Source organism: Pleomorphochaeta sp. DL1XJH-081 (assembly GCF_049310885.1).
Lineage (GTDB): Bacteria > Spirochaetota > Spirochaetia > Sphaerochaetales > Sphaerochaetaceae > CAYZJV01.
In genome coordinates, this window is record NZ_JBMDYO010000004.1 from 1 (window position 1) to 13,215 (window position 13,215).

Genomic DNA, 13,215 nt, shown 5'->3' on the forward strand with positions numbered 1-13,215 from the left:
ACACGGAAGTCAAGCCCTCCCACGCCGATGGTACTGCGTTCGTCGCGGGAGAGTAGGTAGCTGCCGGACCTTTTTTTGTTTATTCACTTGCGCAACTTGCGTAACTTACTTATCCTAACATCATGATTATCCAACTGGAAAAACCCACATTGCGTAGAAAAGATATGGATGCTGTCTTGCAAACCATGGCTGATGAGAAAATCGGTCCAGGAGAGTTAACTCAACAGTTCATAACTCTTTTGAAAAACTATATGGGTGATGTAGATTTTGTTTTCGCTTTACGCGATAGGTATCATGCACTCTCTTATGCCTTAACAGCAATTGGAGTAGGTAAAGGTTCTGTTATCGGAGTAAGTGCACTCTCTCCTAAATTCTATGTAGATGTAGCGAACACCTTAGGTGCTACTTTGCAGATATTCGATGTCGATCCCGAAACTGGTGTTCTCTCATTTGAAGAGATATCGAGATACGATACCAGCATGCTTTCAGCTTTACTTCTGTATGAACCATATGGGAATATACCATCAGACTCAGCTTGGAATTCATTAGGCCTCCCTATAGTTGAAGATATTACTGAAAGCTTTGCAAGCGTCTACAATCTTCGTAAAGCTGGTTCAGTCGGTAATATTGTCGTCTGTTCATTTGAGGAATCATGCATAGTATCTACCGCTGGCGGTTCTGCAATCTTGACCGATGATGCCGAAATCGGGTCTTCTCTCGAGACATTGCTCGAATATAGTTATCCCTATCTCGCATTACCGAGTATGAATGCCGCACTAGGAGTAGTACAGTTATCCCAACTTGATAAGAATCTGAAGAAACGGCGATCGATTCTCGATACTTACCGTAATGCCCTTATGAAAACACGTCATACACAATTCGGAATTCAGGATATAGATTTTGAGATTAATGGCTACGGCTTCGTCGCCATCTTGGATTCAAAACCCTCTATAGCTCAGCAGTTCGCATTGCGATACGAGGTCGCTACAGAGATGGCTTTTCCCCAAACAGTAATATCGGATTCATTGGAAGCCTTTGAAAGGTTCCCGTATGCAATTCCTTGTGCAACACGAGGGGTCAGGTTTCCACTTTATCCTTTCTTAGGTAATCAACAAATTATACAGATAGAAAAGGTCATTTCCCATCTGCCGTAGGAGGCGTACATGATACAAGTACAAGCCAGGAATATCCGAAGGGTAGTCATTCTGGCCAATAAGAACAAAGTTGAAGCCGAAACCTTGGTCTCAGATATCCAAAACTATCTGGATGAATTGGGAATTCCCAATGATTGTATCTACACAGTAGATGCGGATGAATCTATTGCTTTGCATACAGATTCTGATCTCGCTATCTGCCTTGGTGGTGATGGTACTGTACTCTCATGTGCACGGTTACTGCATCCCTATGGAATTCCTATGTTGGCTGTGAATTTGGGGACCTTCGGTTTTATAACTGAAGTCTGTAAGGATGAGTGGAAAGAGGCATTTGAACATTACCGCTCGGGAACTGCCGAAGTATCCAGACGATTGATGGTGAGAGTTTCCGTGTTTCGTGACGGGAATCGGGTATTCCAAGGACATGGTTTGAATGAGATGACTATTGCTGCGTCTGGTATTTCAAAAATGGTATCGCTCGATCTGCTGATCAATGGAACGAATGCGGGAAAGATCCGTAGTGATGGAATTATCGTGGCGACCCCTACCGGTTCTACTGGATATAGTCTCGCAGCCGGCGGTCCAATCCTGGATGCTGATCTGGATGCACTGATCATCAACCCAGTATGTCCATTCACTTTATCGAACAGACCGTTGGTTATTGCAGGTGAGGATGTTGTTGAAGTGGTCGTAAGAGAGAAGCAGAAAACTCAAATTTCACTCACTGTAGATGGACAGGTCTTCTTCCCATTGATTGAGGGAGATCGGGTAGTAGTTGAGAAAGCCCGTTCAAAAGCCCTATTGGTTGTCTCTCCTATGAGAAATTACCATGAAGTCATCCGTGATAAGCTGAACTGGTCAGGAGGCATGCATGCTTGACCGTATCGATATCGTTAATCTTGCTTTGATCGAGGATATTCACATCGATTTTCATGAAGGTTTCAATGTACTCTCAGGAGAGACCGGTGCAGGTAAATCGATAATTCTAGGAGCCATGAGTCTTCTCATGGGAGAAAAGGCAGATGGTTCCTTGGTAAGGACGGGAGCCTCGGAAGCAAGTGTTGCTGCAATGGTCTCGATTGCACAGAACCATTCAATCTTATCTACATTGGTAGACAAGGGAATCGCCCCAGAGGATGGGAGTCTTCTCATTAGGCGTGTGGTGAAAAAAAGTGGCCGAGGATCTATCTATATCCAGTCCATACCGGTGACTAGAAGCGATTTATCTGAAATTTCCGATGTGCTGTTTGATATGCATGGGCAACATGAACACCAGTCTCTCTTAAGTAGTGATAGACAGAGAAGGGTTCTCGATAGTTATGGGAATTTAGGAGAAGATCTCCAAGCATATGCATCAGAGTACAGGATTTTAGAGGAGTTACATCAGGAATATCTTCGTGTACAGCAGGAATTGGCGCAAGCATCGAAAGAGGAGGATTATCTCTCTTTTGTGGTGGAAGAATTGGAAAAAGCTCAACTGAAATCGAACGAAGATGAAGAACTTGAGGCTGAAATCGGTGTGTTGAGCCAATATGAGACGATTCATGAAAGTCTTGAGTTGGTACATGACAATCTGAAGAACTCAACAGGAGAAGGTGCGGTAAATACCCTTGCCCTGGCAGTTCAGGCAGCGAAAAAGGCTGCTAGATCTGACATTTCCCTCGAAGAGTTATCCAGCCGATTGGAAACATCACTTTTAGAAGTCCAGGATATTGCAGAGTCTATCCGTGATCGGTTGTCCACTATGAGTTTCAGCCAAGCACGATTGGATGAACTGCAATCCAGACTTGCCCAGTTGCAACGATTGAAGAAGAAATATGGTCCCTCGTTGGAAGCTGTGATCTCATTCAGGGATGCTTCCAAAGCAAAATTACAGCAAAGTTCCGTTGCAGATGACTATATGCATGATCTATCGAAGAAAATCGAAGTCCAAGAAACATTAGTTGGTCAACTGGGACTGCGGTTACGGGATAAACGGATAGCAGCCGCTAACAGACTTCAGGAGCAGATAGCAACGCGACTTTCACACCTTGGGATGCCTCATGTAGTATTCTCTATCGATATCACAGAACGACAACGTACTGTCCATGGATCCGATCAAGTCGATTTCCTGTTTTCGGCGAACTTGGGAGAGCCAAAGAGGAGTCTCAAGGAGATCGCCTCTGGTGGTGAACTCTCGCGTGTGATGCTTGCAGTGAAGACGGTTCTTGCACAAGATGATGATGTGGAGACTTTAGTCTTTGATGAGGTGGATGCTGGAATTGGGGGTGCTGTAGCTATCGCTGTGGGTGAACAAATGGCAGAATTGGCAACTACCAGACAGGTCATAGCAATTACTCATCTCGCATCGATTGCGGCAAAGGCCGACAAGCATTTTGTGGTACACAAGGAGACGGATGCTGGAAGGACATTCACTAAGATACGACCGGTAGAGAACGATGAACGAGTACAGGAAATAGCGAGGATGCTCAGCGGTCATGGCAATGACGAGAAAGCCATTGCCCATGCCCGCTCCCTATTATCGTAAGCACCCTTTAGCTTTTAGTCCCGTATCAATCAGCCGAGAAATTCAGTGCTATATGCAGGTTATCCAGTAGATTCATGGTGAGAGGGGTAGTGTAGTCCCTTCTCTTCGTTCCAATGATATATGGATAGAGCGCTTCTTGTGCTTGTGTTATGATTGGTTGGATCTGTTGCTCCCGAGCCACATTCAAGACTTCAAGAAGATACGATCCCCGCTCATAGGTGAAACCTTCATTGTGGATAAGAACCGAAACCCTTGCCAATTCTTGGGAGAAGATGCTGTGTACTATATCGTACTCTTTCTGTCGTCCCTTTCGCTTAATAAACCCCAGTAGGTGGGATATACTCTCGCGCTTATGTTCCCATGGCAAGGTGTCAGGTGTTGTAAATATTGACCGCAAAGCCCTGAGACATGTTCCCATATTTTCAATATACAGAGTTTCTGAAGGTGCCGTCCGGCCATTTTTTACCAACATGGAGTAGTGGCGAATATCATTGGCTATATGATCCAGTTCTTCATCGGAAATCCGACTCAACGAGTGGTCTATCCATGTATATACCTCATCAAGCATCCGAGGAGGTATGTGGGAAGTCGAGAAAGTATATTCACAGGTGTGCTCCGAAGCGTTGTCGGTTATCTCCATTTGGACCTTATAACCGTCATCGGGAATGATATCTACATGGGCGACAATAGTATCCTGTTTCAATGTAGTGGTATCGAGTACCTCGAATGTGAATGAGCCATCATTTTCAGAACGGTAGGCTGTTAGGGCGTACTTTCCGTATGTGGTCTTCTGGTCTTCTGAACGGGCAAAATTCTTATTCATCAAGAAATAGGCACCGGCTTCAGCTTCCCCTCCGACCCCAGTCGCATAACTTTTGGCGATAGTTCTGCCAGAACCTTCTGAGCGTTTGTTGCTCTTGGCTTCTTTTAGCAAAGGGTAGACCATTTTTTCCAAGTCCGTTTCGGAGAAGCGCTGGTATAGCTCTATGGTACGTACAGCGTAATTGATGTTTTGTCTCGGTTCTATTCCAGAAAGATCGCTGAAGAACCAACCGCAGGATGTAAAGATGTAGTGTTTATATTTCTGGCCTTCCAACAATTCTGCAAGCATGCGGTGATCTTCTATTGTTACTCCAGTACGTGCTTCCCAACGGGAGATGAAGTTTTCTATCGATTCATGCTTGGAAAGGACAGCGGCATAGTCTTGCAGCAAATCATCCCCTTTCACCTTTTGCAGGAACAATTGATCGACCTTTTCCTTGAACAAAGTGTCCACAGTATCCCCTAGGACGGTAAATGCTTGTCGAAGAGGAGTTCTCCACTTTTGGTTCCATCCCTGTTCGCCACCGGTATGGCATCCACAATCCTTGTACCACCGTGAAACCCCATGTGAACAACTCCAGCTGGTTCCTCTATTGTCCTCACCATCATGCAATATCGCTTTCAGGGTTGCAGGATGACGCTCCAGATACGTTGCATAGTTAGAGAGGGTAAAACGGTCATTGTCATTTACTTTTCGGATAAGCGCAGCTAGCGCCATATCCCCGAAGGGTTCATGGTGTCCATATATTTCGCCATCTGTAGCGGTATGGATTAATGAAGGATGCTGGTCCTTGGCGATATGCACCAATTCCTTGTACATCGCATCAGCATCCCGGAGCATATGCCCAAAGCTGATCGAAGAGGCTAATTGTGGATGGTAGAAAAAGGCTGAGACCTTTCCCCCCTGTTCTCCTTCCAGTATATAAGGTGTATCGAAGGGCACCGAATTTCCATCGACTTGCCTCATCTTACCATCGGTTGTCTCCACTTGGGAACACTGCCATGGTGAGAGGATAATAAAAGAGATTCCCGCCTCTGATAGCAAGTCGACCACCATGGGGTTTATCGCCGTCTCTGGCAACCAAATTCCCTCTGGTTCTCTGTCAAATCTTCTTACAAAGTCGTCTATTCCCCAAAGTATCTGTATCCGAGCATCTTCTCTCGTAGAGAGGGGTAAGATGGTGTGGTTATATGATTGGGCTATCGCGTTTCCATGTCCAAGTCGTTCTATGCTTCTCTTATCTGCTTCAATAATCTTCCTGTAGGTTGCCTCATGGTGTTTTTCCAGCCAACTGAGGATGGTCGGTCCGAAATTGAAGGATATATATTCATAGTTGTTCACTATATCTCGTACATGCCCATAACCATCGAGATACCGGCTGAATGCATTTGCCCGATAGCAATCGTCATATATTCTCTCATTCCAATCGGAGTAGGGTTTTGCCGATGGTTGTTTAGGTATAATATCGACCAATGGATTCTCTCTGGGCGGTTGGTAGAAATGTCCGTGAAGAATCAGGTCGCAGTGGGTTTCCCAAGTATTTTTCATGTTCCTATAGTACCATATTAGTCCTTCACTGGTAATAGGGCCTACACGTCCAAAGGGGTGTTGTGTTGACTAATTGTTTCAATTTCTCTACGATTAAATTGCTTGTATATGATACGAGTTGCATTTCAGCAGACCAGGGAGCGTTTTTCATGATCACACCCAACATTGAAGCCTTATCTCTTGGAGAGTTGCGGTATATAGCGCGCAAACAAGGAGTTGAGGATGCTGAGATGATGGACCGGGAAGACCTTCTGGAGGCTCTTCAGGAGCTCTATGAAGAGAATGAAAGTGGCATAACGGGGGAGGGCGTGTACTATTCTCCCTCTACACAGCGACGGTTCATGAATACATTGGTCGAACATGAAGACCATAATGGCAACAATGCTCTACCTGGAGTAGAACAACTTCCGGAAAGTTATTCGGAAACACGGATACACTTGCTACTCAAGAATCCCTATTGGGCACATGCCTATTGGAGTGTCTGTACGCAAGATTTGTTGAAACTGGACCAGACATGCGAATCATTTGAGTTCTTCTTGCGTGTGACCATGCATGAATCAGCCGACCAAAGATTACCGGAAGACAGTTACGATATTGAGATTGGTAAAAGCGATACAAGTTGGAATATCAACCTTCCGGAGCGAGGGCGCGTATATAGCGTCTCATTGCATTACCAGGATCTTCAGGATGGCACGGGTTTACTTTGCCAGTCTGATACGATAGCGACTCCGAAAAGCTATTGGCTCGATCATGCACAAAATCTTGCTCAAGATGATGAGAAATTCTCCCTTTTGTTCTCACCGCTTGTTACCAAAGGTGGTGTAATGGTCGATAATCCCCTTCTCAACGAAGTCGTGGAACATATGGACGCAAGGGTGGGAGGTTGATCATGGCAAAGAACTCTATTGGACTCATACTGAATGCACATATGCCCTATATCCGTCATCCCGAATATCCGAGATTCCTAGAAGAAGATTGGCTATTCGAGGCAATTAGCGAAACCTATCTGCCCATGCTACGAATGTTTAAAAAATTACGTTCAGAAGGGGTGCCATTCAAACTTACTTTCTCCCTTTCTCCAACTCTTTGCAGTATGCTCACAGACCCGATTCTCCAAGGTCGTTTTACCGATTATCTTAGGTTGCACCAGGAATTGGGTGAGAAAGAGATTGCGCGGTGTGGAGCTGAAGATACCGAATGTAAGCAACTTGCCCAAATGTATCTTGAAAACATCACTAAGAACCTAGAAGAATACTTTGAAACATATCAATGTGATATATTAAGTGGTTTTAGAGATCTCGAAGAGTCGGGACATCTAGAGCTCATTACAACTACGGCCACCCATGCCTTTCTTCCCCTTTTCAGTGAATATCCCTCCGCGGTAGGAGCCCAAGTCGAATTGGCTGTCCAATCGCATATAAACTATTTCAAAAAGCGGCCAAAGGGTTTTTGGCTTCCCGAGTGCGGTTACTATCCTGGAGTTGAGGAATATCTGCAAAGGGAAGAGATAGAATTCTTTCAATTGTCGGCACAATCGCTCGTCCTCGCTGAAGAACCAGTTGAGCGCGGTAACTACGCTCCCGTAGCATGTCCAAATGGTGTTTTTGGGTTTGCCCGCGATTTCCATCTGACCAATTTGGTCTGGTCAAACTTGGAGGGCTATCCAACTGACCCCGCGTATAGAGAATTCTATCGCGATATCGGTTATGACCTTCCTATGGATTATATTAGACCATATATCCATGAGCCAGAGGTACGGGTTTTTACCGGTTTTAAATATTTTGCGATCACCGGAAAGGGCGTCCATAAAAATTTCTACAGACCAGAAGAGGCCAAGAAACGGGTTTCAGAACATGCCGCGAATTTCTTATACACAGCGCGTAAGAAGGGTGAGGATCTTGATAAAATTCTCGATCGCGATCCTTTCTTTACCTTGGCATTTGATGCCGAGTTGTTCGGGCATTGGTGGTTCGAAGGTGTCGATTGGTTGGAAGCCGTATTACGAAAGGCCGCCAAATCAGATGATATCACGTTCGAAACACAGTTGGACTACCTGAAGCGTTATCCAGAGTCCCAAGTCTTGCAACCATCGTTCTCCAGCTGGGGTGAGGGTGGCTATAGCGATGTATGGACCGATGGTGCCAATGTCTGGATATATCGTCATCTGCACAAGGCTATAGAGCGTATGGAGGAGTTGGCTTTACGGTTCCCTGACCAGAGTTCCCTCAAAAAACGGTTCTTGAACCAAGCAGCAAGGGAAGTTCTCTTGGCCATGGCTTCCGATTGGCCATTCATTATCCACAATGGAACATCGGCAAATTACGCTGAGAAGAGACTCCGGAACCATCTTGGTAATTTCAATGTAGTATATGAAAACATGTGCAAGAATGCGGTAAATACCGAGTGGTTGGTGAAGGCTGAGAAGAAAAATATCGTATTCCCCGATATCGATTATAATATGTTCAATCTCCAAAGTACAAGGAATCGATACAACGGTTAAGATTTGCTATTGACGGAGATTGCGCCCCCACCTCTTTAAGATTGCCGCAGCTTCTTCTAGATCCAGCCTCTCGTAGAGCGCTGGGTTTGATTGGGCTTCGTCTGCATAATCGTTATCCTTATCCCAATCATCGATGGGGTCGGTGATGAAGCAGCCTGCCGCTTCGATGCACACAATCCAATCATATCCACCTTTTTTTGACCGCCGTCCATAGTATGAACTGCCAACTATATCTTTCTCGTACATAAACGATCTCCTGGCTGTACAGTACCCACTTTTTGCATCTTGGGCAACAGGTGAGTTTTATTCTGTTTTTATACAGATATTGTATATATTGTCAAAATAAATACACCTTTTGGGCTACATCTGTATAGTATTTACATGTATTGCAAGAGAAACCATCCCATATTCCGTCGTATTCAAGGTTGTTCCCTGGTGGGAAGAAGGGTATAGTTTGTGGTAAGAAGTGGTAAAGATTCCCAGATTGTGCCACTTTTAATGAGGATGGTGGGAAATGTTGACGGGAGAGTATCGCAACACAATTGATGAAAAAGGGCGGATCCTTATTCCTTCCAAGCTCCGTGCGGCGCTTGGAGACAACAATGCCCTGATCATTACCCGTGCTGTAGAAAGCTGTCTTTGGCTCATGTTGCCTCCCTTCTTCGAGAACATTCGGAAAAAGATCATGGACGGTCCTGGTGCCATGTTCGATGCGAACCTACGACTCTTGCAACGTCGGATTATCGCTCCTGCAATGGAATGTGAGATCGACAAGTCGGGTAGATTGCTCATTCCACCGCAACTACGTGATGGTGTAGGGCTTGCAGTGAAAGAGGAGTCGGTTCTCTTGGGAATAAGCACCTACCTTGAACTCTGGAGTGTCCCTTCCTATGAAAAATTCCTTAGTGATAGTGAACCTTCCTTCTCCGCTGCATCTCAAAGCTTGAGCTCCCTTTTGCAAGATGGGGGGTACTGATATGGATTACGTCCATACATCAGTACTTGCCCAGGAAGCCCTCGAGTACCTCAATCCGATGGGTCCAAACCCCTTGATGATCGATTGCACTCTTGGTGAGGGTGGTCATTCATTCGCTTTCTTGTCCACATATCCTCAGTTAAGGGTTATTGGGTTGGATAGGGATCCTGTCATCATCGGGAAGGCAAAACATCGGTTGTCAATCTTTGGAGATCGATTTGAGGCAGTCAATACGTGGTTCGACGACTACTTGGCAAACTATGAAGGAGAAGCCCCAGCGATAATCCTGTTTGATCTGGGGATATCGGTATTCCACTATGAAGAGTCAAAAAGAGGATTCAGTTTCAACAAAAGTGAAGATCTCGATATGCGTCTGGATACCTCTTCTTCGATCTCGGTGGCAGAATTGATCAATACCTATCCTGAGAAGGAAATAGCCGACATCATCTACAATTATGGTGAAGAACGGTATAGTCGGCGCATCGCTGCAGCTATATGCAATGCAAGAAAAACGCAGGCAATTATCCGGTCCGATGAACTGGCTGATCTGATACGCCGATCGGTTCCCTCCTCCTATCGTTACGGCCGTATCCATCCCGCCACAAGGAGTTTCCAAGCTCTCCGTATCGCGGTGAACGGTGAATTGGATCGGATAGTTCCTGCTGTAGAACGAGCCATAGATTTATTACGAACTGATGGAAGGGTTGGAGTGATCAGCTTCCACTCGTTAGAAGACCGTCCCGTCAAATACTTGTTCAGAAGAAAAGCCGACGGGTGTATTTGTCCTCCCGAAGCTCCACGATGTACCTGTAATGGGAAACCGGCTATCAAGATCATAACCAAGAAGCCGGTTGTTCCTACCGAACAAGAGTGTAAGGAAAATCCTCCTTCACGGAGTGCGAAATTTCGGGTAGCACAAAAATTGGAGACTAGCGATGAGTGAAAACGACCAAGGAATCATACATACAGCAAGTATCAGCATAAAAGAGAAGGCTATGGCTATTTCCATGCTTGTTGCGATTTTCTTAGCTCTCGTTGTTCCGGTATCGCAATCGGCACGGCGTCGGGAACTGCAACTACAACAGAACCAGATTGCGTCCCAGTCGGTACTTATAGATGAAGAGAGACGACTGCTCCAATCGCAACTTACCGAGATGAGTCTACCGGAAGTCACACTACGACAATCGGTATTACAGGGACTTTCGCTCGAGAAGATCTTCTTCGATGAAGCCAAGATCGTAGTGGTGCAGGAGTGAGATCATGAAAAAAATGGACTGTAGAAAATTAGCGAAGATGGCAGAAGGATCTATTCTGGGTGATGGCCACTTTCCTCCAATCTCATCCATCACGATCGATTCAAGGAAGGCTGGCTCGGGTTCGCTATTCGTCGCACTCTCTGGACAATTACAGGATGGTCACGACTATGTAATCGATGCATTTGCCAACGGAGCTTCTTGTGCGCTCGTCTCATCAAAACATGCTCATCGAATAAAGGCCAAAATTACAGATCCCTCTAAGGTGCTAATTGTAGTAGAAGATACACTTTCAGCATTACAGCAAATGGCCAAGGCTCACGTTACTGAGCATGGATCGGTAAGACGAGTAGGAATTACCGGGAGTTGTGGTAAGACAACAACCAAAGAGATGGTAGCATCTATCCTATCGCAGATGGGAAAAACAGCAAAGACACCAGGAAATTTCAATAGCGAGATAGGATTGCCTATTTCAGTTTTCGAGATTGATGGAGAAACACAATACGGTGTATTTGAAATGGGTGTCGATCATGTCGGTGAGATGGATAGGATGATCGATATCTGGCGTCCTGAGGCCGCAATCATCACTAATATCGGAATTTCTCATGTTGGGAAGATGGGTTCCATGCAGGTGATTGCAAAAGAGAAGAGCAAATTGTTTCATCCCGATATCAGCGCACCATTTATTGCAGAAAACAGCTCTTGGTCACGCTATATTGAAAAGTTGAGAAAGATAAATCCTCTTCCGTTCGGTATAGCAAGTACAGAAGGTGTCGGTGAAATCGAATCCTTGGGGTTAGATGGTTGGAAGATTGTCTATCATAACCAAGCGATTCATATACGTGCAGTCGGTAAGCATAATCTGATGAATGCCTTGGCTGCCATTTCCTTAACCCAGACCATGGGTGCCAATGTAGATGATGTGATTGGTGGCTTAGAAAGATTCTCTTCTGTCCCTGGACGTAGCAGGATTGTAGGTGGTCCCGTTACGGTAATCGAGGATTACTATAATTCGAGTGTCGATTCGACAGAAACTATCCTCGACTACATGGGTACACTTCCCTGGAATGGTCGTAAGTTGGCTGTCTTGGGGTCCATGAAGGAATTGGGAGCATCATCCGATGCAGCTCACCGTCAGGTTGCAAGAAAACTTATTAGCTGTGGGCTTGATGATATCTACCTCTATGGAAGCGAGATGGAGAGTGCCTGGCAGGAGTTGAAAAAGTTGGGTTTCGATAGACATCTGTTCTTCACAGATGATTACGAAGTCTTACAAAGAAAGATGTTGGAAGATACCCGCAAAGGGGATCTCGTATTGGTGAAAGGCTCAAGGGCTATGGCAATGGAACGGTTGGTTCCAGTCATATCTTCAATTGCCTAGGGGGCTCGATGCAGACACGGATGGTACTCACAGCATTATCGGCTCTCTTGGTTTCTTGGGTCCTTTCCATGGTACTCGGATACCTCTATATCGGTCGGATGAAAGCCCATGGTGTCAGTCAGCCGATCAATCCGGATGGACCGAAATCTCATTTCGCCAAGGTCGGGACTCCCACCGCTGGAGGATTGTTCTTTCTCATTGGCACTACGGTCTCGGTCTGGTTGTTTGGAACTATGAGCGAGCCATATACCTATATCCCATTAATTGCTATGTGGGCATTCGCGATTGTCGGACTTATGGACGATATCGCTAAGCTTACAAAAAAAGAATCCCAGGGTCTCAGATCTTCCCGAAAGTTGGGAATGCAGATACTTACTGCAGCACTCATTTTGTGGTTACTCTCAAAAAGTTCCGGTCTGGTATCGACTGTCGTCGCCCATCCTTGGAATCCTGCGATATCATGGGATATTGGTGTGTGGTATCCCATCGCGTTCCTGTTCTATATGGTCATGTTCGTAAATGCAGTGAATATCACCGATGGGCTTGATGGTCTAGCTACTGGGGTATCGTTCAGTCCGCTTATCCTTCTCGCCATACTAGCTGCCCTTTTTGGGACTGGGATGCATGGAGAATTCATCCAGAATCCAATCAGTGCCGGAGGTTCCGATTTGTTCATCGTTTTATCGGCTTCCTTTGGTGGACTATTAGCTTTCCTATGGTACAACGGACCGAAAGCCCAGGTCTTCATGGGGGATGTTGGTAGCCATGCAATTGGAGCTTTGATTGCGATTTCCGCATTGCTGATGAAAATTGAGCTCACCATCCTTGTTGCTTCGGGAGTATTCATAATTGAATGTGTCTCCTCATTTATGCAGATAATTTCGATTCGTATGTTCAATAAAAAGATATTCAAGATGGCGCCTATGCATCATCATTTTGAGAAGAAGGGGGTATCGGAGAGTAGGATTGTAACCCGGTTCCAGATTGCCAGTGCCGTCCTTACGGCCTTCGCTGGCATTCTGTTCATGATTAAGTATCGGTGATTCTCTCTTT

12 protein-coding genes are annotated in these 13,215 nt (G+C 45.5%); 10 read left to right on the plus strand and 2 right to left on the minus strand.

What is annotated here, in order from left to right; translation table 11 throughout:
* Positions 1-122: 122 nt before the first annotated feature.
* The 3 genes from ACODJP_RS08260 to recN are packed head-to-tail and all read left to right on the plus strand — an operon-like array spanning position 123 to position 3,681.
* Positions 123-1,154: a DegT/DnrJ/EryC1/StrS family aminotransferase gene (locus ACODJP_RS08260; protein ID WP_422480406.1), complete on the plus strand. Its 1,032-nt coding sequence runs from the start codon at positions 123-125 to the stop codon at positions 1,152-1,154.
* A 9-nt stretch (positions 1,155-1,163) separates the two neighbouring features.
* On the plus strand, positions 1,164-2,033 hold the full coding sequence (locus ACODJP_RS08265; RefSeq protein WP_422480408.1) for an NAD(+)/NADH kinase: 870 nt from the start codon (positions 1,164-1,166) through the stop codon (positions 2,031-2,033).
* Entirely contained in the window at positions 2,026-3,681 is a 1,656-nt protein-coding gene (gene recN / locus ACODJP_RS08270; protein ID WP_422480410.1) for a DNA repair protein RecN, read from the plus strand. Before ACODJP_RS08265 ends, recN begins: the two co-directional genes overlap by 8 nt.
* Before the next feature lie 25 nt (positions 3,682-3,706).
* Here the strand turns inward: recN and ACODJP_RS08275 are convergent, their stop codons facing one another.
* Positions 3,707-6,052, minus strand: a complete 2,346-nt coding sequence (locus ACODJP_RS08275) for a DUF3536 domain-containing protein (protein WP_422480412.1) — start codon at positions 6,050-6,052, stop codon at positions 3,707-3,709.
* 149 nt (positions 6,053-6,201) lie between these two features.
* On the opposite strand from ACODJP_RS08275, the gene ACODJP_RS08280 reads away from it, so the two are divergent.
* Positions 6,202-6,939, plus strand: a complete 738-nt coding sequence (locus ACODJP_RS08280; RefSeq protein ID WP_422480414.1) for a DUF4912 domain-containing protein — start codon at positions 6,202-6,204, stop codon at positions 6,937-6,939.
* 2 nt (positions 6,940-6,941) lie between these two features.
* Positions 6,942-8,552, plus strand: coding sequence for a glycoside hydrolase family 57 protein (locus ACODJP_RS08285; protein ID WP_422480416.1), 1,611 nt, complete (start codon positions 6,942-6,944; stop codon positions 8,550-8,552).
* A 6-nt stretch (positions 8,553-8,558) separates the two neighbouring features.
* Here ACODJP_RS08285 and ACODJP_RS08290 read toward each other — a convergent pair whose 3' ends face one another.
* Entirely contained in the window at positions 8,559-8,798 is a 240-nt protein-coding gene (locus ACODJP_RS08290) for a hypothetical protein (protein ID WP_422480418.1), read from the minus strand.
* A 268-nt stretch (positions 8,799-9,066) separates the two neighbouring features.
* Here ACODJP_RS08290 and mraZ point away from each other — a divergent pair, with 268 nt between their 5' ends.
* The 5 genes from mraZ to mraY are packed head-to-tail and all read left to right on the plus strand — an operon-like array spanning position 9,067 to position 13,205.
* Complete coding sequence (gene mraZ / locus ACODJP_RS08295) at positions 9,067-9,528, plus strand: division/cell wall cluster transcriptional repressor MraZ (RefSeq protein WP_422480420.1); 462 nt, start codon at positions 9,067-9,069, stop codon at positions 9,526-9,528.
* 1 nt (position 9,529) lies between these two features.
* Entirely contained in the window at positions 9,530-10,471 is a 942-nt protein-coding gene (rsmH, locus tag ACODJP_RS08300) for a 16S rRNA (cytosine(1402)-N(4))-methyltransferase RsmH (RefSeq protein ID WP_422480422.1), read from the plus strand.
* Positions 10,464-10,784 carry a hypothetical protein gene (locus ACODJP_RS08305; protein ID WP_422480424.1) on the plus strand — a complete coding sequence of 107 codons (321 nt, stop codon included), beginning with the start codon at positions 10,464-10,466 and terminating at the stop codon, positions 10,782-10,784. Before rsmH ends, ACODJP_RS08305 begins: the two co-directional genes overlap by 8 nt.
* Positions 10,785-10,788: 4 nt before the next feature.
* Positions 10,789-12,162: a UDP-N-acetylmuramoyl-tripeptide--D-alanyl-D-alanine ligase gene (locus ACODJP_RS08310; RefSeq protein ID WP_422480426.1), complete on the plus strand. Its 1,374-nt coding sequence runs from the start codon at positions 10,789-10,791 to the stop codon at positions 12,160-12,162.
* A gap of 8 nt (positions 12,163-12,170) precedes the next feature.
* Positions 12,171-13,205 (plus strand): phospho-N-acetylmuramoyl-pentapeptide-transferase, encoded by a 1,035-nt coding sequence (gene mraY, locus ACODJP_RS08315; RefSeq protein WP_422480428.1) that lies wholly within the window; start codon positions 12,171-12,173, stop codon positions 13,203-13,205.
* The last annotated feature ends 10 nt before the right edge of the window (positions 13,206-13,215 follow it).

Excerpts from the sequence above, each read along its gene's own strand:
- ACODJP_RS08260 (WP_422480406.1), top strand. The coding sequence starts at position 123 with ATGATTATCCAACTGGAAAAACCCACATTGCGTAGAAAAGATATGGAT.
- ACODJP_RS08265 (WP_422480408.1), top strand. The coding sequence starts at position 1,164 with ATGATACAAGTACAAGCCAGGAATATCCGAAGGGTAGTCATTCTGGCC.
- recN (WP_422480410.1), top strand. The coding sequence starts at position 2,026 with ATGCTTGACCGTATCGATATCGTTAATCTTGCTTTGATCGAGGATATT.
- ACODJP_RS08275 (WP_422480412.1), bottom strand. The coding sequence starts at position 6,052 with ATGAAAAATACTTGGGAAACCCACTGCGACCTGATTCTTCACGGACAT.
- ACODJP_RS08280 (WP_422480414.1), top strand. The coding sequence starts at position 6,202 with ATGATCACACCCAACATTGAAGCCTTATCTCTTGGAGAGTTGCGGTAT.
- ACODJP_RS08285 (WP_422480416.1), top strand. The coding sequence starts at position 6,942 with ATGGCAAAGAACTCTATTGGACTCATACTGAATGCACATATGCCCTAT.
- ACODJP_RS08290 (WP_422480418.1), bottom strand. The coding sequence starts at position 8,798 with ATGTACGAGAAAGATATAGTTGGCAGTTCATACTATGGACGGCGGTCA.
- mraZ (WP_422480420.1), top strand. The coding sequence starts at position 9,067 with ATGTTGACGGGAGAGTATCGCAACACAATTGATGAAAAAGGGCGGATC.
- rsmH (WP_422480422.1), top strand. The coding sequence starts at position 9,530 with ATGGATTACGTCCATACATCAGTACTTGCCCAGGAAGCCCTCGAGTAC.
- ACODJP_RS08305 (WP_422480424.1), top strand. The coding sequence starts at position 10,464 with ATGAGTGAAAACGACCAAGGAATCATACATACAGCAAGTATCAGCATA.
- ACODJP_RS08310 (WP_422480426.1), top strand. The coding sequence starts at position 10,789 with ATGAAAAAAATGGACTGTAGAAAATTAGCGAAGATGGCAGAAGGATCT.
- mraY (WP_422480428.1), top strand. The coding sequence starts at position 12,171 with ATGCAGACACGGATGGTACTCACAGCATTATCGGCTCTCTTGGTTTCT.